Annotated in this window: 21 protein-coding genes; 13 read left to right on the plus strand and 8 right to left on the minus strand. The window is 69.6% G+C overall.

Translation table 11 applies throughout. From position 1 onward, the window contains the following. Window positions 1-16: 16 nt before the first annotated feature. From N7I30_RS01730 to N7I30_RS01755, 6 genes are all read left to right on the plus strand, one after another. Window positions 17-1,420: a c-type cytochrome gene (locus N7I30_RS01730; RefSeq protein WP_498636255.1), complete on the plus strand. Its 1,404-nt coding sequence runs from the start codon at window positions 17-19 to the stop codon at window positions 1,418-1,420. Beyond that, a complete protein-coding gene (locus tag N7I30_RS01735; protein WP_280137472.1) occupies window positions 1,417-1,545 on the plus strand; it encodes a hypothetical protein in 129 nt (42 codons plus the stop codon). The genes N7I30_RS01730 and N7I30_RS01735 overlap by 4 nt, the downstream gene beginning before the upstream one ends. A 125-nt stretch (window positions 1,546-1,670) precedes the next feature. Beyond that, the gene (locus tag N7I30_RS01740) at window positions 1,671-1,862 is read left to right on the plus strand and encodes a DUF6494 family protein (RefSeq protein ID WP_009210420.1); all 192 of its coding nucleotides are present in this window, start codon (window positions 1,671-1,673) and stop codon (window positions 1,860-1,862) included. Continuing rightward, a complete protein-coding gene (locus N7I30_RS01745) occupies window positions 1,859-2,626 on the plus strand; it encodes a biotin/lipoate--protein ligase family protein (protein ID WP_498636258.1) in 768 nt (255 codons plus the stop codon). The genes N7I30_RS01740 and N7I30_RS01745 overlap by 4 nt, the downstream gene beginning before the upstream one ends. Next, entirely contained in the window at window positions 2,626-3,675 is a 1,050-nt protein-coding gene (locus tag N7I30_RS01750; protein ID WP_498636260.1) for a DUF6352 family protein, read from the plus strand. The genes N7I30_RS01745 and N7I30_RS01750 overlap by 1 nt, the downstream gene beginning before the upstream one ends. Window positions 3,676-3,688: 13 nt before the next feature. Continuing rightward, window positions 3,689-3,988, plus strand: a complete 300-nt coding sequence (locus N7I30_RS01755) for a hypothetical protein (protein WP_188075674.1) — start codon at window positions 3,689-3,691, stop codon at window positions 3,986-3,988. A 3-nt stretch (window positions 3,989-3,991) separates the two neighbouring features. Here N7I30_RS01755 and N7I30_RS01760 read toward each other — a convergent pair whose 3' ends face one another. Further along, the gene (locus tag N7I30_RS01760; protein WP_498636262.1) at window positions 3,992-6,034 is read right to left on the minus strand and encodes a 4Fe-4S binding protein; all 2,043 of its coding nucleotides are present in this window, start codon (window positions 6,032-6,034) and stop codon (window positions 3,992-3,994) included. A gap of 89 nt (window positions 6,035-6,123) precedes the next feature. On the opposite strand from N7I30_RS01760, the gene N7I30_RS01765 reads away from it, so the two are divergent. Both N7I30_RS01765 and N7I30_RS01770 read left to right on the plus strand, forming a co-directional pair. Then, entirely contained in the window at window positions 6,124-6,672 is a 549-nt protein-coding gene (locus N7I30_RS01765) for a DUF3305 domain-containing protein (RefSeq protein ID WP_228239673.1), read from the plus strand. Next, window positions 6,665-7,414 carry a DUF3306 domain-containing protein gene (locus N7I30_RS01770; RefSeq protein WP_498636264.1) on the plus strand — a complete coding sequence of 250 codons (750 nt, stop codon included), beginning with the start codon at window positions 6,665-6,667 and terminating at the stop codon, window positions 7,412-7,414. The genes N7I30_RS01765 and N7I30_RS01770 overlap by 8 nt, the downstream gene beginning before the upstream one ends. 12 nt (window positions 7,415-7,426) lie before the next feature. Here the strand turns inward: N7I30_RS01770 and N7I30_RS01775 are convergent, their stop codons facing one another. After that, a complete protein-coding gene (locus tag N7I30_RS01775) occupies window positions 7,427-7,717 on the minus strand; it encodes a DUF3144 domain-containing protein (RefSeq protein WP_498636266.1) in 291 nt (96 codons plus the stop codon). Window positions 7,718-7,837: 120 nt separating this feature from the next. Between N7I30_RS01775 and N7I30_RS01780 the strand changes: the two genes are divergently transcribed. Next, complete coding sequence (locus tag N7I30_RS01780) at window positions 7,838-8,998, plus strand: Mrp/NBP35 family ATP-binding protein (protein WP_370197486.1); 1,161 nt, start codon at window positions 7,838-7,840, stop codon at window positions 8,996-8,998. A gap of 71 nt (window positions 8,999-9,069) precedes the next feature. Here the strand turns inward: N7I30_RS01780 and N7I30_RS01785 are convergent, their stop codons facing one another. Next, a complete protein-coding gene (locus N7I30_RS01785; protein WP_498636268.1) occupies window positions 9,070-10,326 on the minus strand; it encodes a molybdopterin molybdotransferase MoeA in 1,257 nt (418 codons plus the stop codon). Window positions 10,327-10,483: 157 nt separating this feature from the next. Here N7I30_RS01785 and N7I30_RS01790 point away from each other — a divergent pair, with 157 nt between their 5' ends. Both N7I30_RS01790 and mobA read left to right on the plus strand, forming a co-directional pair. After that, window positions 10,484-11,377, plus strand: a complete 894-nt coding sequence (locus tag N7I30_RS01790; RefSeq protein WP_498636269.1) for a formate dehydrogenase accessory sulfurtransferase FdhD — start codon at window positions 10,484-10,486, stop codon at window positions 11,375-11,377. Then, window positions 11,367-11,996: a molybdenum cofactor guanylyltransferase MobA gene (mobA, locus tag N7I30_RS01795; RefSeq protein WP_498636271.1), complete on the plus strand. Its 630-nt coding sequence runs from the start codon at window positions 11,367-11,369 to the stop codon at window positions 11,994-11,996. The genes N7I30_RS01790 and mobA overlap by 11 nt, the downstream gene beginning before the upstream one ends. 2 nt (window positions 11,997-11,998) lie before the next feature. Here the strand turns inward: mobA and N7I30_RS01800 are convergent, their stop codons facing one another. Further along, on the minus strand, window positions 11,999-13,960 hold the full coding sequence (locus tag N7I30_RS01800; protein WP_498636273.1) for a molybdopterin biosynthesis protein: 1,962 nt from the start codon (window positions 13,958-13,960) through the stop codon (window positions 11,999-12,001). Further along, on the minus strand, window positions 13,957-15,075 hold the full coding sequence (locus tag N7I30_RS01805) for a molybdopterin-binding protein (protein WP_498636275.1): 1,119 nt from the start codon (window positions 15,073-15,075) through the stop codon (window positions 13,957-13,959). Before N7I30_RS01805 ends, N7I30_RS01800 begins: the two co-directional genes overlap by 4 nt. A gap of 352 nt (window positions 15,076-15,427) precedes the next feature. Between N7I30_RS01805 and putA the strand changes: the two genes are divergently transcribed. Together putA and N7I30_RS01815 are read left to right on the plus strand one after the other, a co-directional pair. Continuing rightward, window positions 15,428-19,090, plus strand: a complete 3,663-nt coding sequence (putA, locus tag N7I30_RS01810; protein WP_498636277.1) for a bifunctional proline dehydrogenase/L-glutamate gamma-semialdehyde dehydrogenase PutA — start codon at window positions 15,428-15,430, stop codon at window positions 19,088-19,090. A 127-nt stretch (window positions 19,091-19,217) separates the two neighbouring features. After that, complete coding sequence (locus N7I30_RS01815; protein WP_498636279.1) at window positions 19,218-20,543, plus strand: amidase; 1,326 nt, start codon at window positions 19,218-19,220, stop codon at window positions 20,541-20,543. A gap of 43 nt (window positions 20,544-20,586) precedes the next feature. On the opposite strand, the gene N7I30_RS01820 is transcribed toward N7I30_RS01815, so the two are convergent. The 3 genes from N7I30_RS01820 to N7I30_RS01830 form a co-directional block, all read right to left on the minus strand. Further along, on the minus strand, window positions 20,587-21,750 hold the full coding sequence (locus N7I30_RS01820) for an amidohydrolase (RefSeq protein WP_498636281.1): 1,164 nt from the start codon (window positions 21,748-21,750) through the stop codon (window positions 20,587-20,589). A gap of 10 nt (window positions 21,751-21,760) precedes the next feature. Further along, window positions 21,761-22,546, minus strand: coding sequence for an SDR family NAD(P)-dependent oxidoreductase (locus N7I30_RS01825; RefSeq protein ID WP_498636283.1), 786 nt, complete (start codon window positions 22,544-22,546; stop codon window positions 21,761-21,763). A gap of 151 nt (window positions 22,547-22,697) precedes the next feature. After that, window positions 22,698-22,880 carry a hypothetical protein gene (locus N7I30_RS01830; protein ID WP_498636284.1) on the minus strand — a complete coding sequence of 61 codons (183 nt, stop codon included), beginning with the start codon at window positions 22,878-22,880 and terminating at the stop codon, window positions 22,698-22,700. Between the last annotated feature and the right edge of the window lie 12 nt (window positions 22,881-22,892).

The raw sequence follows: 22,892 nt of genomic DNA on the forward strand, positions 1-22,892 counted from the left end.
CCGGCGTGACGCGATCATGCGCCCCGCTTTGAGACTGGCGGCGCTCGCCGCCGCGGCCATCCTCGCGATGCTGTCGAACCCGGCCGGCGCCGACGCGCTGCCGGAGCGGCTGGTCGGGCACGGCGGCCCGGTGAAGGCGGTCGCGCTGTCCGATGACGGCAAGCACGCGCTGACCGCCTCCTTCGACTATTCGATCATCCTCTGGGACATGACCGGCCCGGACGGCACCGTCACCGCCCGGCTCGCCGGCCACGACGCGGCGGTCAACGACGTCGCCTTCGTCCCCGGCACGGACAAGGCTGTCTCGGTCTCAGACGACGGCTCCTTCGCCGTCTGGGATCTTGCGACCGGCGACCTCGAACAGCGGATCACCGATACGCCGGTCAAGGTGCTCGACGTCGCCGTCAGCCCGGACGGCCGCTTCGCCGCCACCGCGCGCTGGGATGGCACGGCGCGGATCTTCGACATTGCGGAGGGCCGCGAGATCGCGCGCGCCGAAGGCCATCAGGGCAATGTCAACGCGGTCGCCTTCTCGCTGGACGGACGGCAATTGTTCACAGCCGGCTATGACGGCGCGATCCGCGCATGGCCGCTCGACGACGGCCGCATCGCCGGTTCGTCGCGGGTGCTCTACACCCATGGCTGGGGCGTCAACGTCATCACCCCCCTGCCCGGCGGCACCCTGCTCGCCTTCGGCAGCCAGAACGGCGTGACCGGTCTCGTCGACCTCCCGACGCTGGAAACCGTGGAACTGGCCGCGAAAGAGAACCCGGTGCTGTCGATCGCCGCGTCACCGCGGGCCGGATGGTTTGCCACCGGCAGCGCCGACGGGCGCATCCGGGTCTTCGACATCGACACCGGCACGCTGGTCGAGGAATATGGCGACGTTTACGGCCCGGTCTGGGGCCTGTCCTTCACGCCGGACGGCAAGGAGCTGTACCGGGTCGGGCTCGACGATTTCGCCATTCGCTGGCAGGTCTCGCCACGCCAGCGCATGGAGGCGATCCAGTCGGTCTACCCGCGGCGGTTCCAGGCGCATGGCACCGACGATCCCGGCGAAAGCGAGTTCCTGCGCAAATGCTCGGTCTGCCATACGCTGACGCCGGATGACGGCAACCGCGCCGGGCCGACGCTGTTCGGCCTGTTCGGGCGCAAGGCCGGCACCGTTCCAGGCTATGCCTATTCGGAGGCGCTGACGGAATCGGATATCGTCTGGACCGAGGACACGGTATCACAGCTGTTCGACCATGGACCCGACGTCGTCACGCCGGGCACGAAGATGCCGGTGCAACGCCTGAAGAGCGTCGAACGGCGCGATGCGCTGATCGCCTATCTGAAGCGGGCGACCGCAACCGACGCCAAAACGCCGCCGCCGAGCGGGCGACCGGCACCAGAACCGGGGGAGACCACACCACAATGAAGGCATTCCTGCTAAGCGTGGCCATCGTGCTGCTCATCGGGCTGGGCGTCGGCCTCCTGCTCAACACCGAGCTGGAACAATCGGCCAGCGAAGCCTATTCGACCGAGAACGTCCGGCTGCAATAGGCCCGATCGACCGCGCACGCACAGGTCGCGGGATGCGGCGGCACGGCGCCTTCACACGCCCGGTGCGGGACGGATCATCACGCGGAGCGCCACCGGCGGCACCGCGACAGCAAGGAACAGGACCGATGAGCGAAGAAGCCTTCAACATGTCACTGCGCAAGTTTCTCAAGCAGGTCGGCGTGACCTCGCAGCGCGAGATCGAGGAACTGGTGCGCTCCGGCAAGGCCGGCTCGGGCCCCTTGAAGGTGCGCATGCATCTCACCGCCGAGGGTGAGCCACTGGACCATGTCGTCGAGGGTGAAATCCAGCTGCCGTGACGCTCAGCCAGATCGACATCGCGCCCCTGGCGGACCCTGAATTTCCGCCCGCCTTCACCGGACACCCGGTGGCTGCGGGCGTCGCCCCCTTCGCGGCGGCGATCGAGGCCGCGCGCGCACAATCCCATGGCGCGGGCGATCTGTTCTGGAGCCGCGACACGGACTGCGCCGCTGCCGCGCTGATCCTGGAACCGGATGTCGCGCTCGCCGAGGCCGCGCAGATGCTGCCGCTCCTGATGGTGGCGATCGGCGACGCGCTGGGCGGCATCGGACCGCCCAATCTGGCGCTGACCTTCCGCTGGCCCGGCACGATCCTGGCCAATGGTGCGACCGTTGGCGCCGCGCGCCTGTATGTTCCCGATCCGCGCGATCCGGACGGGGTCCCCGACCATATGGTCGTCGGCTACGCGCTGACCATCGAGGCGTCGCGGAACGGTCCCGCCGAGCCGGGCCACGATCTGGCCGCGACCGCGCTGATGGAAGAAGGCTGCGGCGAACTCGACCGCACCCTCATCGTCGAGGCGGTGGCGCGGCATTTCCTGTCGTGGATCGACGGATGGACCCATGACGGGTTCCGCGCCGCGCATCAGAGCTGGACGTCTCGCGCCGATGCGATGGGCGAGACCGTGGACATCGTCCTCGGCGGCGTCCGGCATTCCGGCACCATGATCGGCCTCGACGACGCCGGCGGGGCCCTGTTGAAGACCGATGGGCGCACGGTGCTGCTGCCCCTGACCGATGCCGCAAGCGGAGCCGATTCCTGATGCAGATGCCCGCGAAACCCCTCGCGCCACAGGGCCGTGTCGTCTGGAAATCCGCCGGCCTGCACCTGACCCACAAGCTGGACAATGGCTGGCTCGCGGTCACGCCGGATTTCCTGCGCGCCTACTACACCCGACCGGAAATCCACCCGATCGAGGAAAGCTGCGACAACGAGCATCGGCTGTTCGAGCGGCTGATGGAGACGCCCGACGCGACGGTCACCGAGGCCGATCTGGCGGCGCTCGCCGATGCCGACACGGCGGACAATTACCGCATGCTGCTGGCCTATCGCGACCATCTCCTGCGGCACGGCTCCATCGAGGCCGGCTATCTCGCCCTGTTTCGCCCGGATGCTCCGCGCGTGCCGCCGGTCTTCATCGAGCAGCTGGTCCATCTGATCCTCGGCGGGCTTCTGGCCGAGGAAACCGACCCCTTCGTCCTGCGCGCTGCCGAGCTGTTCTTCCGCGACCAGATGGCGACAACGGGCGACGGCCAGCTGACGCTTGCCGACGCCGAAGTGGTCGAGATGTATTCCGAATCCGGCGGCCTTGGCGGACTGGGCTCGCTGCTCGCCGAAGCCGGCACGCCGATGCGCGAAGTCTCGCTCGACGTGCTCAGCGAGGAGAATTGTGAGACCTATTGGGGCCGGGCCGACCAGTTCAATTTCGCCCTCGATTTCCGCTTCACCCAGCCGGGGCAGGATGCGCTGGCGCGGGTGATCGAGCGCTGGGTTGCGCATTTCCTGCACCTAGCGGTGCGGGTCCAGGCCATGCAGTCGATCACCGACCAGCACTGGTCCTGGCATGTCGGGCTCGACGCCGAGGCAACGCAGATCCTGAACGGGCTCTACGAGGGCGAAGCGGTCGACGAGGACCGCATCGGCCGGATCGCCGCGCTGTTCCGTATGGAATTCAAGGACGACGACCGGATCCTGCCGACCATGCGGGGCAAGCCGGCCTATCTCGGCGTGGCGGTGAACCCGACCGGTCTCATCCGGCTCAAGCCCCAGAACCTTCTGACCAATCTGCCCCTCACCTCCGGCGTCCAATGATCAAGGAATCGACATGACGACTTCATCACACAGCGTCGCGAACTCGCCCTGGATGCGCCTCGTGGCGCTGGTCTTCGCGATCGCCCTCGCCGCCCTCGCCTTCCTCGTCTATGCCCAGACCGAAGAATGGGTGGCCGGTGTCGAGGAGCGGGGCGAGGAGCTCGGCACGCTGCGGGTCGATCCCGACGTCGCGGCCTGCGTGGACAAGCGCTTCGCCGACATCGACGTCATGGTCCAGCAGGATCTGATCACCGCCGAGGCCGCCGAGAAGTCGCGCGCCGATGCGCGCTCCCTCTGCTACCAGCGCAACTGATCCTCAGTCGGTGGTGAGGAAGTCGTCGACCGTCAGGCCGCGCCGACCGGCTTCCAGATAATCGTCGGTGGTGCGGACCTTGGGCCGCTGGGCGATGGCGAAGGGGTCGCCGCCGTCCGCCGCCAAGGCTTCCAGCCGGCAGCTCTCGCACATGCTCAAAAGCGCCACCCGCTCGTCGGTCTGGAACATCCAGTGCTTGCCGCCGAGCGTTTCCCTGACCCGGTCGAGCATGCCGCGCGCGGCGAAGGGCTTGCCGCAGCAGGTGCATTCGGCCGGCTCGTCCTCGTTCAGCGTCACCGGCTGCATCACCGTCGGCGCCAGATTGTAGCGCGGATCGAGCGTGATCGCGGTTTCCGGACAGGTCGCGGCACAGATGCCGCACTGGACGCAGGCCGCCTCCACGAAGCGCAGTTCCGGCTTGCCCGGCGTGTCGCGCAGGGCGTCGGCCGGACAGGCCGACACGCAGGCCATGCAGAGCGTGCAGCGTTCCTTGTCGACGAGAATGTTGCCATAGGGCGCCGAGGCCGGCAGGCGGATCAGATCGTCGGCCGGGCCTGAACCGGCGGCTGCGGCGATGGCGATGCCGGCGCGTGCCACTTCGCGCTTGCCGCCGACCGGCGCGAACGCCGTGCGGGCGATCTCGGCAGCTTCTTGCCGGTCGTAGAGCAGCGCCTCGACGATTTCCGGGTCGCGCTCGGCGACGATCCGCACCCGGTCGGGCGCATGGCCGAGCCCGGCGAGCAACGCCTCGGTCAGCGCGATTTCCTCGTGCAGCGCGTGCAGCTCGCCCGATTTGCGCGGATCGACCAGGACCACCAGCGAGCGGAAGCCGGCGGCCAGCGCCGCGACGATCAGGTCGTGGCCGAGCGCCGTCGTCGAATGCATTTCCAGCGGAATGACATTGGCCGGCAGGCCGCGGCCGAAGCGCGACATGGCGTTGATCAGCGATGCGCCATGCTCGCGCTCGTGCACCATCAGCACGGGCGCCTCGCCGCCCGCGGCCAGATAGGTGCGGGCCAGCGTCTGCACCCGTTCGATCGACTGGGCACGGGCCGGATAGTCGTAGGAGACCGCGCCGGTCGGGCAATGGGCGGCGCAATTGCCGCAGCCGCCGCAGATCGCCGTGTCGATCAGGATGTTGTCGCCGTCGGGCGAAATTGCGCCGGGCGGACAATTGTCGATGCACTTGGTGCAGCCGGTCTTCTTCGACCGCTCATGGGCGCAGATCGACGCGTCGTAGCTGACATAGATCGGCTTTTCGAACTCGCCCTCGTAGCCGCTGGCGTCGAAGACACCTCGCATGACCGCCGCGGGATCGGCGGGATCGGCGCGGAAATAGCCGTCGCGACCGGTCGGGCGGGCGAAGAGCGGCGCGTTGCCGCTCATGTCGAAGAGGACGCTGCAGGACGATTTGGCGCCGTTGCGCGGCAGGGCGAATTGCGGCTCGCCGCGCGACGAGGGCAGCATGGCGGCGTAGTCGTCGACGACGATGTCGAAACCGCCGAGCGTGCCGGTGGCCGAGACCACCCGGCCGCGGAAGACCGGGAAGTCGAGCACCTCGGGCAGCAGGATGTCGTCGGCATCGGTCAAGAGCAGCGTGACCGACAGCGTACGGTTGAGCAGCGCCGCGGTGTCCAGTGCCGCCTGCCCCCGGCCGGTCACCAGGCACAGCCCGTCGCTTTCGATGGCGCGCAGCCGGGCCGGCGCCACCGGCAGCGAGGCCGCGCCGATCAGCGCCGCCATCTTCGGCGCGATCGACGCCTTGTCGGCGGTCCATCCGGCCATTTCGCGGATATTGACGAAGGCGGAGACCTCGCGGCCCTTCTCCTCGGCGATCTCGGCGAAAAGCGGGCTTTCCTGGGTACAGGCGACGACCACGGGCGCGTCGCCCTCCATGGCGCCTTCGAAGGTGCCGATCTGGCTGCGACACAGATGCGTGTGAACCGGCAGGTCCACGCCACCGAGGGCACGGCCGATCGCCCTGCCATCCACCTGCATGGTCTTCTCGCAGTTGCAGACCAGAATCCGTTGGCTCGTCGCGCTCATGACTTCTCCCTTTGTCGATGAGGAATAACACGTTACGCTGTTTATGGCGGGTGAAAAACGAGCTCGCAGACTGCGAAAGGTGCGCCAATTTGGCCCGTGAACTGACGATCATGCTGGGTGTTCTGGCCGAGCGGCGCCGATCCGTCTCGCGCTGGGCGAAGGAGTACTGGATCCCGGTGGGAATCGCGCCGGCATCCGGAGGCCTGACCACCGGCGACGTGATGCTCAGCGACGACGAGCGGACGCGCTATTTCATGGGCGTGCATGCGCTCACCTGCCATGCGGCCGATACCGAGGCGTATGTGCACAATTTCAACAGCCAGGTGCCGGCGCTGTTCATCGTGCTGCGCCGCTCCCCGTCAGAGGATGGCCACCCGCTGCCGTGGTTCGTCCACAGCGTCACCGCCTCGCCTTATCTCGCGCAGGATTACGACGACAGCGGCGAGGACATCGTCGAGCGTGTCCCGATGCCGCCGGACATCACCGAGACGCTCAAGGACTTCGTGAACCGCTATCACCAGGAGGAGGAATTCAAGAAGCGCCGGCGCGACAAGCTGGATCTCGAGGACCACAAATTCGGCAAGGACCCGATCTTCCTGCAGCGCGAGAAGCCGGCCGGAGGCAATCTCGATGGCTGATGGCACGGGCGAAAACGACAGCTTCCTGTCGCGCTGGTCGCGCCGCAAGCGCGAGGTCGAGGCGGCCGAAGCCGCCGAGGCGGCGGAGGCGCAGACGCCCGACGTCGTCGATCCCGAGGCCGTTGCTCGCGAGGCCGAGGAGCTCGAACAGAACCGGCTGGCGGCGGAAGCGGTCGACATCGATTCCATGAAGGCCGGCGACGATTTCGGCCTGTTCATGAAGCGCGGCGTGCCGGAGCTTCTGCGCCGCAAGGCGCTGCGCAAGCTGTGGCGCTCCAATCCGGTCTTCGCCAATCTCGACGGGCTGAACGATTACGACGAGGATTTCCGCAATCCCGCCCACAATCGCTACACCTCGCTGTGGCAGCTCGGACGCGGCTTCCTGAGCACCGAGGAGCAGAGCACCCAGCAGGCGACCGGCCGCCTGACACGGCCCGAGCCGGAAACGGATGCCGTGGCGGCCGAGGATCAGGGCGAAGCGGGCGCGGACAGTGCGGTAGATGCGCCTGAAGACGCCCCCGTGGCCGAAGACTTGGCGGCCGCGCCGCCGACCGCCGTCGCCGAAGCGGAGTCGCAGACTGCCGGCGACGACGAACGCCTGATCACGGAAGAGACGGGCGTGCCGATCGCCGCAGCACCTTCGACCGTACCGGAGCCCGAGCCGGTCGAGCGGATCGAGAGCCCGGCACCGCAACAGCCTCCAGCGCGGCGCGTGTCGATCCGCCAGCGCCTGCAGGGTTAGACCGGCGGCGAATCAGAGATTCGGATCGGCCAGGTGATTGCGGAGCATCTCCTTGTAGGTGGCCGCCATCTCTTCGATGTAGACCTCGTGATCCTCCACTTCCCGCACGTTGTTGCCGACGAAGGCGTTGTAGCGGGCGGCTGCGTAGAGAAACGCCATATGGATGTCGGTCGCCAGAACCTTCTGGTTGGCGCGGTTGGCCACGTCGATGAAGCGGTCCGCCAGCTTCAGGAAGGCGTCCGGATCGAGCGTCGGCGGCGTGCCTGCGGCGCGCCGCTGCTTGCGGTTTCCCTGGGATTCCAAGTCTTCGGGCCTCCGTTCGCGCTGTGAGGTCCGCGCCGACCCGCCCCGGGATCGCGATTGGCCAGGAGCGGCATTTGCCGTAAGAGACGCGGGACCCAATTCATAGCAGCGAGAGACCCTTTGGCAATCGACAAGGCAGACATCCTGGAGCAGCTCAAGCGGGTGAAGGGACCGGATCTCACCGGCAACATCGTCGATCTCGGGCTGGTCTCCGACATCTTCGTCGCCGACGGCAAGGTGTTCTTCTCCCTGACCATTCCGGCCGACCGGGCGGAAGAGCTGGAGCCGCTGCGCGCCGCCGCCGAGAAGGCCGCGTCCGGCGTTCCGGGCGTCGAGAAGGCGACCGTCGCGCTCACCGCCGAAGCGACCAAATCCTCGGCCCGTCCGGTACGGCCCGCACCGAGCCCGGCCCAGGCCGCCGCCGTGCCGCCGCCGATGGCTGCGCGCGCACCGCAGCCTCCCAAGGCGCCCGAGAAGGCCGGCGTGCCGGGCATCGGCGCGATCATCGCGGTCGCCTCGGGCAAGGGCGGCGTCGGCAAGTCGACCACCTCGGTCAATCTCGCCCTCGGCCTGCAGGCGAACGGCCTGAAGGTCGGCATCATGGACGCCGACATCTACGGCCCGTCCATGCCGCGGCTCCTGCACATCTCCGGCCGTCCGCAGAACGTCTCGGGCCGGATCATCCGGCCGATGGAAGGCTACGGCCTGAAGGTCATGTCGATGGGCTTCCTCGTCGACGAGGAGACCCCGATGATCTGGCGCGGGCCGATGGTCATCTCGGCGCTGACGCAGATGCTGCGCGAGGTCGAATGGGGCGAACTCGACGTGCTCGTGGTCGATATGCCGCCGGGCACCGGCGACGCGCAACTCACCATGGCGCAGAACGTACCCTTGGCCGGCGCCGTCATCGTCTCGACGCCGCAGGACCTGGCGCTGATCGACGCCCGCAAGGGCCTCGCCATGTTCCGCAAGGTGGACGTGCCGATCCTCGGCATCGTCGAGAACATGAGCTATTTCGTCTGCCCCGATTGCGGCGGGCGGCACGACATCTTCGGCCATGGCGGCGCCCGCAAGGAAGCCGAGCGCATCGGCGTGCCCTTCCTCGGCGAAGTGCCGCTGGACATGCAGATCCGCTCGACCTCGGACGGCGGCACGCCCATCGTCATGTCCGAGCCGGACAGCGTGCACGCCAAGACCTATCGGGAGATCGCCCGCACCGCCTGGGAACGGGTCGGCGAGGAACGCCGGATGGTCAGCGCGCCGTCGATCGTCTTCGAATAGGCGACCGGTTCAGCAAACGGCGGCCCGGTGATCTCCTCCGGGCCGCCGCCGACTGCCCGATCTCTGCCGGCTCAGAACAGGCTGGCATAGGGGATGAAGCCGACCGTCTCGCCCGGCGCGACGGCGACGACATCCTCGCCCAGCTCGACCAGGCCGTCGGTGTCGACCAACGACGACAGGAGACCGGCCCCCTCGCGCGGGAACTTCTGCACCTCCAGCGTGCCGTCGGCGGCGCGGCGGAGGCTCGCGCGGACATATTCGCGCCGGCCGAGCTTCTTCCTGTAGGCGAAGGCCGCCCGCACCGGCGTCGCCACCGTCGCTTCGGGCTCGGCCCCGGCCAGCGCCAGGATCGCCGGGCGGGCGACATGGGCAAAGGTCACGAAGCTCGCCACCGGATTGCCCGGCAGGCCGATCAGCGGCGTGCCGTCGATCACCCCCATCGCCACCGGACGGCCCGGCTTGATGGCGATGCGCCAGAACACCATCCGGCCCGTGCCCTCGACCGCGTCCTTGACGAAATCGGCCTCGCCCGTCGAGACGCCGCCGGAGGTGAGGACCAGGTCGTGGTCCCTCGCCGCAGCGCGCAAGGTCGCCGCGATCGCCTCGCGGTCGTCCGGCAGGATGTTGAGGTCCGAGACCGCGCAGCCGAGGCGTCGCAGCATCGCCATCAGCATGAAGCGGTTGGAATCGAAGAGCTGCGACGATGCGCGTTCGGAGCCCGGCGCGACGATCTCGTTGCCGGTGGAGAAGATCGCCACCCGCACGGGACGGCGAACCGTCAGCTCCACCTGCCCCAGCGCCGCGGCCATGGCGATGTCCTGCGGACGCAACCGGCGCCCCGAGCGCAGCACGATGGCGCCCGTCGCCACATCCTCGCCCGCCGGCCGCATGTTGGCCCCCGGCTTCAGGCCGGCAGGCAGCAGCACCGCCCCGTCGGGCTCGACGCGCACATCCTCCTGCATGAAGACGGTATCGGCGCCGCCGGGCATCGGCGCGCCGGTAAAGATGCGCGCGGCTTCGCCCGGCTGGACGGCCTCGGCGGACCGCGTGCCCGCCTGGACGCGGCCGCCAATGGCGAAGCGGCGCTCGCTCTCCTGCGGCAGATCGGCGCTGCGGATGGCGTAGCCGTCGACGGCGGAGTTGGCGAAGGGCGGCAGCGGCATCGGTGCGACGAGATCGGCGGCAAGGATGCGGCCATCGGCCTCGGCGAGCGGCACGGCCTCGATGCCGGCCAGCGGCTGCAACCGGGCGGCGATCAGCGCCACGGTCTCGTCGACGGTCATCATCGGCCCGCCGAATGCGAAGCAATCGTCCGAAAGTTGCGCCATCCCCGCACCCGTTCATCGCATTGTTCGCCGCGGTGACCGCGCGACCGGTCCGGTCCCTATATGAGCGCCGGATCACATTCTACCCTTGCACGACACGCCGGACGCCCGCACACCATCGGATGCGCCGCCCATGCACCAGCCTATCGACAGGACCCCCATGTCAGACACCGACGATCGGCCGACCGTCACGACCATCATGCCGGAGCCCGGCAATCCGCGCCTGACCGAGCGCGTCACCGGCCTCGACCAGACCGGAGCGCAGGTGGCCGTCTCGGTGCCGGTCGAGCGGGCGCTGACCCTCTATCTCAACGCCCAGGAGATCGTCACGATGATGACGATCAACGACTATCCGGAATATCTGGCGCTCGGCTATCTCCTCAACCAGAACATGCTGAAGCCCGACGATGTCGTCACCGGCGTCGATTATGACGACGATCTCGAGGTCGTGGTGGTACGCACCGAGCGCGGCACCAATTACGAGGAGAAGCTCAAGAAGCGCACGCTGACCTCCGGCTGCGCGCAGGGCACGGCCTTCGGCGACCTGATGGAAGCGCTGGACGAGATCGAACTGCCGGCTGCCAGCCTGCACACGTCGTGGCTCTACGAACTGGCGAAGACCATCAACACCACCCCGTCGCTCTATCTGGAGGCTGGCGCCATCCATGGCTGCGTCCTTTGCGTGAAGGGCCGGCCGCTCTGCTACATGGAGGATGTCGGCCGTCACAACGCGGTCGACAAGATCGCCGGCTGGATGTTCCGCCACGGGGTCGATCCGGCCGACAAGATCCTCTACACGACCGGCCGCCTGACCTCGGAAATGACCATCAAGACCGTGCGGATGGGCATACCCATCCTGGTGTCGCGGTCGGGCTTCACCGCCTGGGGCGTGGCGCTGGCGCGGCAGGTCGGGCTGACCCTGATCGGCCGGGCCAAGGGCAAGCGCTTCGTGGCGCTGTCGGGCGCCGAGCGCATCGTCTTCGACCAGGATCTCGCGACGGTGGACGACGAACCGAAGCGCAGCAGACGCAAGGGCGCAGACCATGACAACTGACAATGCCGCGCCGGTCGGCGTGATCCTCGCTGGCGGTCTCGCCCGGCGCATGGGCGGCGGCGACAAGCCCATGCGAACCATCGCCGGCCGGCCGATCCTCGCCCATGTGATCGACCGCTTCGCGCCGCAATGCGCCGGGGTGATGCTCAACGCCAATGGCGATCCGGAGCGGTTCTCCGGCTTCAGCCTGCCGGTGGTGCCGGACAATGTCGAGGGCCATCCCGGTCCCCTCGCCGGCATCCTTGCGGCGCTCGACTGGACGGCGGAACACCGGCCCGATGCGAAGTGGGTCGTCAGCGTCGCCGGCGACTGCCCGTTCCTGCCGCGCGATCTGGTGGTGCGGCTGGGTGCAGCGCGCGATGCCGAGGCCGCCGACCTTGCCGTCGCCGCGTCGGGCGAGCGCAGCCATCCGCCCATCGGCCTGTGGAAGGTTGCCCTGCGCGGCGCCCTTCGCGAGGCGCTGGTCGGCGAGGAACTGCGCAAGATCGACCGCTGGACCGCGCGCTACAGGCTGGCGACGGTGTCGTGGTCGGCCGAACCGGTCGATCCGTTCTTCAATGCCAATACGGTCGAAGATCTCGCCGACGCCGAGGCGCTGGCGCAGCAGACCGCCGACTGAGCTCAGGCCGGCCGGAAGCCGGCTTCCTCCAGCGCGTCCCGCACCGCCGGCGAGGCGAGCGCGGCAAGAAACGCCTGCACCGCGGGCCGGTCCCGCCGCGCCGTCACCAGCGCGAAATCGTAGGATTCCTCGGCCAGCGGCAGGAAGCCGAGACCGGCCGCCTTCGCCACCGGCGCGATGGTCACGCCCCAGTCCGCCCGGCCCTGCACGACGGCCGCGGCGACCGCATTGTGGGATTTCGGCTGGTTCCAGTACCCGTCCGGCCGGGCTGTGCCCAGCAGCCGGTCGATCAGGATGCGCGTGCCGGCGCCCTGATTGCGGTTGACCATCAGGCAATCCGGATCGGTCAGCCCCGCCCCAACAGCATCCTCCGCCGAGCGGCCGGCAAAACGTGGATCGCCGTCCCGGAAGACGATGCCCTGCATGCGCCGCCAGCCGGGCACGAGTTCCAGCCCCTCGGTGAGGAAGGGCGCGTTGTAGCTGTCGGTGCGCGGGTCGAAGAGATGGATCGGCGCCAGGTCGCATTCGCCGCGCTTGGCCGCGGCGAGCCCGCCCAGACTGCCCACCGCGAGCGTACGCACCGCCCGCCCCTCGTCTGCCAGCGGCGCCAGCACCCGGTCGAGCCCGGTGCAATGGCTGCCGATGATGACGAGATCGGGGATGCGCAGCGACGGCGTGAACAGGGTGACGGACGCTTCGGTCCCGGCCGGCAGATGATCGGCCAGCGCCTCGATGCGCAGGAAACCGTCGGCCTGGGTGAAGGAGGTGATCGCGCCCGAGCCCTTGCCGGTCGGATAGGCGATCAGCTCGCCCTCGCCCTGGACCAGCGAGACCATGGCGAATTCGGTGCGGCCGAGTTCGGAGGCTATGCGCAGCGGGACGCGCGCCGTCACCTGCGTCTCCGTCCGCGGCGGCAGGCCGCCCATGCGGCGCAGGACCGGCGCGACCATGTCGTGGAAGGTGAACATCGCGGAGGTCGGAAAACCCGGCAGGATGACCACCGGCTTGCCGTCGCAGACGGCGAGGCACAGGGGTTTGCCCGGCTTCAGCGCCACGCCGTGGGCGACGATGCCCGGCGCGCCGAGCCGGTCGATGATGCGGTGGCTGACATCGCCGGCCCCCTTGGAGGTGCCGCCCGACAGGACCACCATATCATTGTCCGCCAGCGCTGCCCGCAGCACGGCCTCGAGCCCCGCCTCGTCATCGGGAAAGGCGCCGAGACGCGCCACGTCGCCGCCATTTTCGCGGATCGCCGCCGCGACGATCGCACCATTGGTGTCGTAGACAGAGGCCGGCTTAAGCGGTTCGCCCGGCTGGACCAGTTCGTCGCCGGTCGACAGCACTGCCACGCGAACCCGGCGAGTCACCGGGATCTCGGCGATGCCGCAGGCGGCCAGCATGCCGATCTCGCGCGAGCCCATCACGGTGCCGGCGCGCAGCAGCAATTCGCCGGCGGCCATGTCCGAGCCGGCATGGGAGACGAACTGGCCCGGCGCCGCCGGACGCCGGATCTCCACGCCGCCGTCGCCGGCCAGTTCGGTATGCTCGACCATCACAACCGCGTCGGCGCCGCGCGGCACGACGCCGCCGGTGGCGATCGGTGTCGCCGTGCCGGGCGCGACCGGCAGGGTCGGCGCGACGCCGCAGGCCAGTGTTTCGGCATTCAGGGACAGCCGCACCGGCCGGCCCTGCCCGCTCGCCGCGACATCCGCGGCGCGCAGGGCAAAGCCGTCGACATTCGCTCGGTCGAAGGGCGGCACGTCGATGGGCGACAGGATGTCGGTCGCCGAGACGCGCCCCAGCGCGTCTCCCAGCGCGACGGTCTCGCGCGGCAGCGGCCGCGGAAACAGCGCCGCCTCGAAGCGCTGCAACGCCTCTTCCCGCGACAGGATCGACAGGAATTGCTGCTGGTCGAGGCCCGTCGTCGCCGTCTCGGCGGCCGCGTTGCGGGGATCGGTGGTCATGGCGCCTCGTGGAGGAGTGAGCCGGACAGCATGGTGCCGGCGGCATGGCCTTCGCTGGAGGCCGGCACGAGGCACCAGGCATCGGCGGCGGCCATCTCGGCGAGCGGCAGGGCGCCGCAGGCGAGCGGCGTCCAGTCATCGTCCGAGCGTTTCAGGAGAGCGAGTTCCACCATGCCGATGGCCGAGGATATCTTGTGGGTCAGCCGGCGCGCAACCGTCGGCCGCGGACGGGCACCGGCAAGGCGCGCCAGCAGCGTCTCCCCGAGCGCAAGCCACACGGCCATGGCCTGATCCGGCTGTCCCGGCAGCGCCACGACCGGCACCCGGCCAATCCGGCCAATGGCTGCGGTCCGCCCGGGGCGAAGCCCGAGACCGTGGGCGTGAAGCGCGCCAGCTTGGGCGAGCGCCACGGGCGTTGCGTCGTCGTGGCCGGCGCCGGTGCCGCCGATGACGATCACCAGATCCGCCGCTCCCGTCATGGCGGCGGCGATGGACTCCGCGTCGCGCTCGCTCGTCACCCGCATCGTCTCGGCCCCTGCCGCCACCGCCCGTGCGGCAATCAGATCGGCCGTTAGTCGGACGCCGTCGGATGAGAGGTCGACGAGCCGCAGGCGCGGCCGGCGGACAGGCAGGGTCGCAAGGCCGAGGGCCCGCGCGCAGGCGATATCGAACGCCGAAATGCGCTGCCCCGGCTGCAACAGGCCGGCACCCGCGGCGATATCGTCGCCGGCGCGCTGCACGCCCTCGCCGGGAATGGCCTCGCAGGTCACCTGCGCGAAGGGGCCGTCCGCCTCCACCCATTCGGCGTCCACGACACAGTCGCAGCCCTCCGGCATCGGCGCGCCGACCGCGATCCGGCTCGGCGGCACGGCCAGCATGGCCGGCGCATAGGACGACGCCCCGACGAGATCGGCGGAGGCCAGCGCCCAGCCATCCAGTGCCGCCTCGTCGCGGTCCGGGACGGCGTGCGGGGCCTGGACCGCGTTGGCCGCGATCAGGCCGGAAGCGTCGGCCAGCGCCATGTCGACGGGTGCGACAGCCTCGACGCCATCCAGCAGCCATGCCGTGACGGTCTCGACATCCGCCAGCGATCCGCCCGGCCCCTGAACCGTCATGCGCCGTGGCCGCGGAAGGCTGCGCGCAGGCCTGCCGGATCGCAACGGCCTGTCGGCTGGCCGGCGGACATGCAAGCGCTGGCGCGCGCCGGCGTCGGGGTGTGGAGGGAGATCATCGGATATGGCACGTCGTTGTCATGTCGCGGCGGCCGCCGCCTGCGACGAGATTACCGTCTTTGCCGGGTCGGGCAAACCCGTGAACCGCGAGGGGCTCCGCATCTTGCACTGCACAACAGGCGGTGCGCCCCTCCCTTGTTTCCGCTATGGCGGTCGTGCAGTCTCGTCCAAACCCCATTCACGCCGCTGCCCAGCATTCGTTGCGCGCGCGTCTGTCAGCCAAGCCAGGTGACGCATGACTCCAGAAACGACCGCCGCCCTTCGTGGCACCGGTGACCGTCAGGCCGTGCGGCAGCGCTACGGCGAGGACGAGGCCACCGTCGTGAAGGATCTGGCCGCCCGGATCAGCCTGAGCGAGGCCGACCGTGCCGCCATCAGCGCCGCCGGCGCCGACATCGTCCGGCGGGTGCGCCGCGAGACGTCGCCCAGCATGATGGAGAGCTTCCTCGCCGAATACGGCTTGTCCACCGAGGAAGGCGTCGGCCTGATGTGCCTCGCCGAGGCGCTCCTGCGCGTGCCCGATGCCGAGACCGTCGACGAACTGATCCAGGACAAGATCGAGCCCTCCGACTGGGGCGCGCATCTCGGCCATTCGTCCTCCTCGCTGGTCAATGCCTCGACCTGGGCACTGATGCTGACCGGACGGATCCTCGACGACGATCCGAGCCGCCCGGCCGCGGCCCTACGCGGTCTCGTGCGCCGGGTCGGCGAGCCGGTCGTGCGCCGCGCCGTCGCCCAGTCCATGCGGCTTCTGGGACGGCAGTTCGTGCTCGGCCAGACCATCGAGGAAGGCATGCGCAACGCCCGCGAGCGCGAGCGCCAGGGCTATACCTATTCCTACGACATGCTCGGCGAGGCCGCCCGGACCGAGGCCGACGCCCTGCGCTATCTGAAATCCTATTCCGACGCGATCGCCTCCATCGCGAAGGCCGCCAAGGGCGACGTGCGCTCCAATCCCGGCATCTCGGTCAAGCTGTCGGCGCTGCATCCGCGCTACGAGACCACCCATCGCGACACGGTGATGGCGACGCTGGTGCCGCGGGCGCTGGAACTCGCCCGGCAGGCGGCGAAGGCCAATATCGGCTTCAACATCGACGCGGAGGAGCAGGACCGGCTGGATCTGTCGCTCGACATCATCGAGGCGGTGCTGTCGGACGAGAGCCTGAAGGGCTGGGACGGCTTCGGCGTCGTCGTCCAGGCCTATGGCCGCCGCGCCGTGCCGGTCATCGAATATCTCGACACGCTGGCGCGCCGGCTCGACCGGCGGATCATGGTGCGGCTGGTCAAGGGCGCCTACTGGGACACCGAGATCAAGCTCGCCCAGGAAATGGGCACGCACACCTTCCCGGTCTTCACCCGCAAGGTGAACACCGATCTCAGCTACATGGCCTGCGCCCAGATGCTGCTCGACCGGCGCGACCGCATCTACCCGCAATTTGCCACCCACAACGCCCATACCTGCGCCGCCATCCTGAAGATGGCCGGCAATGATCGCGACAGCTTCGAATTCCAGCGCCTGCACGGCATGGGCGAATCGCTGCACGACATCGTCCACCGCCAGAACGACACGCGCTGCCGCATCTACGCCCCGGTCGGGGCGCATCGCGATCTCCTCGCCTATCTGGTGCGCCGCCTCCTGGAGAACGGCGCCAACAGCTCCTTCGTCAACCAGATCGTCAACGAGGCCATCGCGCCGGAAGACATCGCCCGCGACCCGCTGTCCGAGGTCGAGGCGCTGGGCGAGGCCATCGCCAATCCGACCATCCGCACCCCGGCCGAACTCTTCGCACCCGAACGGCGGAACTCGAAGGGCTTCCGGGTCAACGAACCCGCCTCGATCACCCCGCTGATCGAGGCCCGGCAGGCCTTTGCCGACGCGGTCTGGACCGCCCGGCCGATGCTGGCCGACGATCTTCCGGTCTCCGGCGAAGGCCGCGCGGCCACCTCGCCGGCCGATCCGAGCCGTATTGTCGGCACGGTGCATGAGGCCAGTATCAAGGACGTCCACCGGGCGCTCGCCGCCGCCGAGGCTGGCTTTGCCGCCTGGTCGGCCGTTCCCGTGGCCGAGCGCGCGGCGACCCTGCGCGCCATCGCCGATCTCTACGAAGCCAACATCGCCGAGCTGACCGTGATCGCCACCCGCGAGGCCGGGAAGACGCTGTCCGACGGCATCGCCGAGATCCGCGAGGCTGTGGACTTTCTGCGCTACTACGCCGACGAGGCCGAGCGTCTGGAGGTCGAGGAGCCCGGCACGCCGCGCGGCATCTTCGTCTGCATCAGCCCGTGGAACTTCCCGCTGGCGATCTTCACCGGCCAGATCGCCGCGGCGCTGGCCGCCGGCAACGCCGTCCTCGCCAAGCCGGCCGAACAGACGCCGCTGATCGCCACCCGCGCCGTCGAGCTGATGCGCGAGGCCGGCCTTCCCGCCGCGGCGCTGCAATTGCTGCCCGGCGACGGCCCGAATGTCGGTGGCCCGCTGACCTCCGACAGGCGGATCGCCGGCGTCTGCTTCACCGGCTCCACCGAAGTGGCGCAGATCATCCACAAGGCGCTGGCCGCCAATGCCGGCCCCGATGCGGTGCTGATCGCCGAGACCGGCGGCCTGAACGCCATGATCGTGGATTCCACGGCCCTCACCGAACAGGCGGTGCGCGACATCCTGATCGCCTCGTTCCAGAGCGCCGGCCAGCGCTGCTCGGCGCTGCGCATGCTCTATGTGCAGGAGGACGCGCGCGACCGGCTGCTGCACATGCTGGAGGGGGCGATGGACGCCCTCGTCGTGGGCGATCCCTGGCAGATCGACACCGACGTGTCGCCGGTGATCGATGCCGACGCCCGCGACGACATCACCGGCTATATCGCAAGCCGCAAGGCCGCCGGCCAGGTGCTGAAGACCCTGCCGGTGCCGCAGGACGGCCTCTATGCCGCGCCCTCGGTGGTCAGCGTCGGCGGCATCGACGACCTCGAACGCGAGGTGTTCGGTCCGGTGCTGCATGTTGCGACCTTCAAGGCCCGGGAGATCGACGGGGTCGTCGACGCCATCAATGCGCGCGGCTACGGCCTGACCTTCGGCCTGCACACCCGGATCGACGACCGGGTGCAGCAAATCGTCGAGCGCATCCAGGTCGGCAACACCTATGTGAACCGCAACCAGATCGGTGCCATCGTCGGCTCGCAGCCCTTCGGCGGCGAAGGCCTGTCGGGCACCGGGCCGAAGGCGGGCGGACCGTTCTACGTCGCCCGCTTCCGCCGCACCGAGCCCGCCGAGGACCTGCAGGCACCCGCAGCGCCTGAGATTCCCGCCGCGACGGTCGCCGAGGCCATCGCCAAGCTCGATGCCCGCAACTGGGCGGCCCGCGGCGACCGCGTGTCGGTGCTGCGCCGGGCGCTGTCCGGCAAGGGCGGCATCATCCGCCGCGCCTGTTCGGCGGTCGGGGCCTTCGATCCGGGGCCCTTCACCTTGCCGGGGCCGACGGGCGAGAGCAACCGGCTGAGCCTCTATCCGAGGGGCACCGTCCTCTGTCTCGGCCCGACGGCGGAGATCGCCCTGGCGCAGGCCGTCCAGGCGCTGTCCGCCGGCTGCGCGGCGATCATCGTGGCGCCCGGCGCCGCGGCACTCGCCGGGCCGGTGATCGCCGCGGGTGCCCCGCTCGCCGTGTTCGACGGGACGCTGGCGCCGGGGGACCTCGAACATCTCGACGGCATCGGCGTGGTCGCCGCCGCGGGACGCTCGGACTGGACCCGGGCACTGCGCAACGCGCTGGCCGCCCGCACCGGGGCGATCATTCCGCTGGAGACCGCGATCATCGGTCCGAGCCGCTATGTCGTCGAACGGCATCTGTGCATCGACACGACGGCGGCCGGCGGCAATGCCAGCCTGCTCGCGGCGGCCGAATAGCCATCGACGCAACCGGCGCGGCGACACCCTGTCGCCCGCCGCCCTATCTGCCGGAACGCCCCGCGCCCCTGTCGGCGACAGGCAGTCTCCGGTGCCATGGAACGGCCTTCGGCCGACAGACGAGGAAATGCCCGTGAACCAGTTTTCGCCCCTGCGCCGCGCCTCCGGGCGCCTGACCTTCCGTGCCGCCGATCGCGCGTCCCAGGCCATCGGCCGGGTCCTCGATCTCGACGAGGATGTCGCCGGACGGATCTTCACCCGCTTCGACGCCGGGCGCATCGTCGCCGAGGCCGAGGCGCTGGACCAGGACCCGGCGCGCCTCGCCGGGCCGCTGGCCGGTCTTCTCGTGGCGATCAAGGATCTCTTCGACGAGGAAGGCGAGGTCACGACTGCCGGCTCCGTCCACTTCGCCGGCAACGCTGCGGCAACGCGCGACGCCGTCGCCGTGGCGCGGCTGCGGGCGGCCGGTGCCATCGGCTGCGGCCGCACCAACATGTCGGAATTCGCCTATTCCGGCGTTGGCCTCAACCCGCATTACGGCACGCCGGGCAACAGCCACGATGCCGAGCGCATTCCCGGCGGTTCGACCTCGGGCGGCGCGATCGCGGTGGCCTTCGGCATCGCCGATTTCGCGCTGGGTTCCGACACCGGCGGTTCGGTGCGCATCCCCGCCGCCTTCAACGCGCTGGCCGGTTTCAAGCCGACCCAGGCGGCCGTCCCGCTCGACGGCGCCTCGCCGCTGTCGGGCACCTATGACAGCGTCGGCCCGCTGGCGCTCGACATCGCCACCTGCGCGGCGGTCCATGCCGTGCTGTCCGGCGAAGACCGGCCGGCACCGACGACAGGCGACAAGCCGCTTCGGCTCGGCTTGATGCGCACGCTCCTGACCGACGACATGGACAAGCAGGTCAAGGCCGATTTCGAGGCTGCGCTCAAGGCGCTGCGTGACGAAGGCATCGAACTGGTCGATGTGGAACTGGCCGAGATCGCCCAGGCAGGCTCGGTGAACCGCATCCTCGTCGCCAGCGAAGCCCACGCGATCCATCGCAGCTATCTCGACGCGCTGGAGACGGCCGGCGATCCCCGCGTCCTCAAGCGCATCCGGGCCGCCGAGAGCTTCGGCTCCGGCGAAGCGGACGCTGCCCGGCAGACCCGCGCCGAGGCGATCGTCGCCTTTGCCGATCTCGCCGACGGCTTCGACGCGATCATCGCGCCGACCGTGCCCATCGTGCCGCCGCTGATCGAAGAGGTCGAGGACGATTTCGACCGGCTGAATGCGCTGGTCCTGCGCAACCCGTCGACGATCAACTTCCTCGACGGCTGTGCCGCGACGGTGCCGATGCACCGCTCCGGCGAGTTGCCGACCGGCCTGATGATCTTCGCACCCGGCGGCCGCGACTGGCATGTGCTCGACGTGGCCGAAGAGGTCGAAGCCATCGTCGGCGACCGCTGAATTCGTCGCGGCGATCGGTTCGTTCCGGCCGGTCGCCGCGTCTTCAGTCGAGAACGTTGCGGATGGCGCGCAGGAAGATGCGGGCGCCGAGCCCGATCAGTTCGTCCGGGAAGTCGTATTGCGGCGTATGCAGGCCGGGATGGTCTTCGCCCGATCCGAGCAGGAACATCGCCGAACGGGCCGTCGCGCCGAACCGCCCGAAATCCTCCGAGGCGCGCATGGGCAGAAGACTGGTGTCGTGGGGAACGCCCTCCTCCTCCAGCGCCCGGCGCAGGATGGCGGTCGCCTCCCTGTCGTTGACGCAAGGGGCGAAGATGTCGTCGTAGCGGATCGCGACGCCGAGGCCGGCCCTCTCCGCAGCGCCCCGCACCAGCGCTTCGGCGCGGGCGACCAGATCGTCCATGCGGGCGTCGGTGAGGGTCCGCAGCGTCGCCCAGAGCTCGGCCGAACCCGGCGCGATGCCGGCTTCCCGCTCGCCCATCGACGCATGGGTGATCGTCACCAGCGAGAAATCCGCGTCGAGGTCGCCGCCACGGCCGAGCGCCGTCAGTCCGGGCATGAGCTCGCAAAGCGCGGTCATCGGCGAGCGCCCCTGATCGGGCGAGGAGGCATGGGCCGTGGTGCCCGACAGCGTGATTTGCAGGCTGCGCGAGGCACAGTTCGCCGGCCCCTCGATCAGCGCCGCCCGGCCGCGAGCGATGCCCGGCATGTTGTGCAGGGCGATGGCGATATCCGGCGCGATGGCGTCGAAGGCCGGGTCGGCCAGCACCGCCGCCGCGCCGCTGCCGTCTTCCTCGGCCGGCTGGAACAGCAAGACCGCGCGTCCTCGGCCAGGACGTTGCCGACCGAGCGCCAGCGCAACGCCGGCCAGCGTCGCCATATGGCCGTCATGGCCGCAGAGATGCGAGATTCCCGGCCGCGTCGAGCGCCAGGCACGGTCCGACATCTGCTCAATCGGCAGGGCGTCCAGTTCGGCACGCACCATCAGCGTGGGGCCCGGCTCGCCACTGTCATAGACCGCGGCAACGCCATTGCCTCCCAGTTCCGTGACCAGCCTGTCGGGCCCCGTTTCGCTGAGGAACGCGGCCACCCGGCGCGCGGTCTCGGCCTCCTCGCCGGAGACCTCCGGTTCCCGGTGCAGCGCGTGGCGCAGATCCTGCAGCACGCCGAGATCGGCGGCGGACAGGTGCCGCTCGGTGGCGTCCATCACCCGTCCCTCAGCTGTTGCGGGCGTTGCCGCGCAGGGTCGGCAGGCCGATGCCCGTCGCCCCGAAGCCGCCATCGACGCCGAGGATCTGGCCGGTGATGTAGCTCGCCCGTTCGCTGCAAAGGAAGAAGATCGCCTCGGCGATCTCCTCTTCGAGGCCGTAACGGTTGAGCGGGACCGTGTCGTGGTAGTCGGCGCGGATGGCGGGGCTGTGCACCGCCTTGGCCATGGCCGTGTCGACCGGCCCCGGCGCCACTGCATTGACGCGGATGCCGAGCCCCGCCAGTTCCACCGCCTGCTGCTTGGTCAGATGGGCCAGCCCAGCCTTGCTGGTGCCGTAGGCGACGCGCAACGTCGAGGCGCGCATGCCAGAGATCGAGGTGATGTTGACGACGCTGCCGCCGCCGGTCTCCGCCATGATCGGCGCGGCCTTCTGGGAGCACAGGAACGGCCCGCCGAGATTGACCGCCAGCGAGCGCTGCCAGTCCTCGAAGGAGGTCTCGAGCATCGGCTTGAAGACGGCGATGCCGGCATTGTTGACGAGAGAGTCGAGCCGGCCGAAGCGCTGGATCACCGCGTCGAGCGCGGCGGCGACCTCATCGGGGTCGGCGACATCACAGGTCACGGCGAGCGTGCGGTCCGGCTGGTCGAGTTCCGCGGCCGCGGCCTTGAGCGTCTCGCCGTCGACGTCGAGCAGTGCGACCTGCCAGCCTTCGCCCAGAAACCGCCTGGCGGTCGCCAGCCCGATGCCGCGTCCCGCGCCCGTGATCAACGCGACCTTGTCCTGATGCTGCACGCTCTGCCCTCCCCGGATCAAAATTCCAAGGCAGACATACCGTTGCGGCGCGTCCATGGCGAGGGCTGGCGAAGCCGCCCGGCCGAAGCCCGCACGCCGCCGCGCGGTTTGCGGCGTCAGCGGTCAGGAATGTTGGGTGGGGAGAGGCCGCCTAGCGGCCCTGGGCCATCTGCCTGGGCCAATCGACGCGATCGCAGCCCCAGCGGGCGTCCTCGTGTTCGAGCCCGGCCTTGGCGTAGAGACTGTCGATGCTCTCGACGAGCGACTGCTCGATCGCTTCTGCTTCGGTGATGTGGCCGCGCTCCAAAGCGCTCACGATCTCGGATGCCAGCATGTCACGATCTTT

Source organism: Aurantimonas litoralis (assembly GCF_026153195.1).
Taxonomy (GTDB): Bacteria; Pseudomonadota; Alphaproteobacteria; order Rhizobiales; family Rhizobiaceae; genus Aurantimonas; species Aurantimonas coralicida.

Bases quoted from the DNA above. Each gene is read 5' to 3' on its own strand.
- N7I30_RS01730 (WP_498636255.1), top strand. From the start codon at position 17: ATGCGCCCCGCTTTGAGACTGGCGGCGCTCGCCGCCGCGGCCATCCTC.
- N7I30_RS01735 (WP_280137472.1), top strand. From the start codon at position 1,417: ATGAAGGCATTCCTGCTAAGCGTGGCCATCGTGCTGCTCATCGGGCTG.
- N7I30_RS01740 (WP_009210420.1), top strand. From the start codon at position 1,671: ATGAGCGAAGAAGCCTTCAACATGTCACTGCGCAAGTTTCTCAAGCAG.
- N7I30_RS01750 (WP_498636260.1), top strand. From the start codon at position 2,626: ATGCAGATGCCCGCGAAACCCCTCGCGCCACAGGGCCGTGTCGTCTGG.
- N7I30_RS01755 (WP_188075674.1), top strand. From the start codon at position 3,689: ATGACGACTTCATCACACAGCGTCGCGAACTCGCCCTGGATGCGCCTC.
- N7I30_RS01760 (WP_498636262.1), bottom strand. From the start codon at position 6,034: ATGAGCGCGACGAGCCAACGGATTCTGGTCTGCAACTGCGAGAAGACC.
- N7I30_RS01770 (WP_498636264.1), top strand. From the start codon at position 6,665: ATGGCTGATGGCACGGGCGAAAACGACAGCTTCCTGTCGCGCTGGTCG.
- N7I30_RS01785 (WP_498636268.1), bottom strand. From the start codon at position 10,326: ATGGCGCAACTTTCGGACGATTGCTTCGCATTCGGCGGGCCGATGATG.
- N7I30_RS01790 (WP_498636269.1), top strand. From the start codon at position 10,484: ATGTCAGACACCGACGATCGGCCGACCGTCACGACCATCATGCCGGAG.
- mobA (WP_498636271.1), top strand. From the start codon at position 11,367: ATGACAACTGACAATGCCGCGCCGGTCGGCGTGATCCTCGCTGGCGGT.
- N7I30_RS01800 (WP_498636273.1), bottom strand. From the start codon at position 13,960: ATGACCACCGATCCCCGCAACGCGGCCGCCGAGACGGCGACGACGGGC.
- N7I30_RS01805 (WP_498636275.1), bottom strand. From the start codon at position 15,075: ATGACGGTTCAGGGGCCGGGCGGATCGCTGGCGGATGTCGAGACCGTC.
- putA (WP_498636277.1), top strand. From the start codon at position 15,428: ATGACTCCAGAAACGACCGCCGCCCTTCGTGGCACCGGTGACCGTCAG.
- N7I30_RS01815 (WP_498636279.1), top strand. From the start codon at position 19,218: ATGCCCGTGAACCAGTTTTCGCCCCTGCGCCGCGCCTCCGGGCGCCTG.
- N7I30_RS01820 (WP_498636281.1), bottom strand. From the start codon at position 21,750: ATGGACGCCACCGAGCGGCACCTGTCCGCCGCCGATCTCGGCGTGCTG.
- N7I30_RS01830 (WP_498636284.1), bottom strand. From the start codon at position 22,880: ATGCTGGCATCCGAGATCGTGAGCGCTTTGGAGCGCGGCCACATCACC.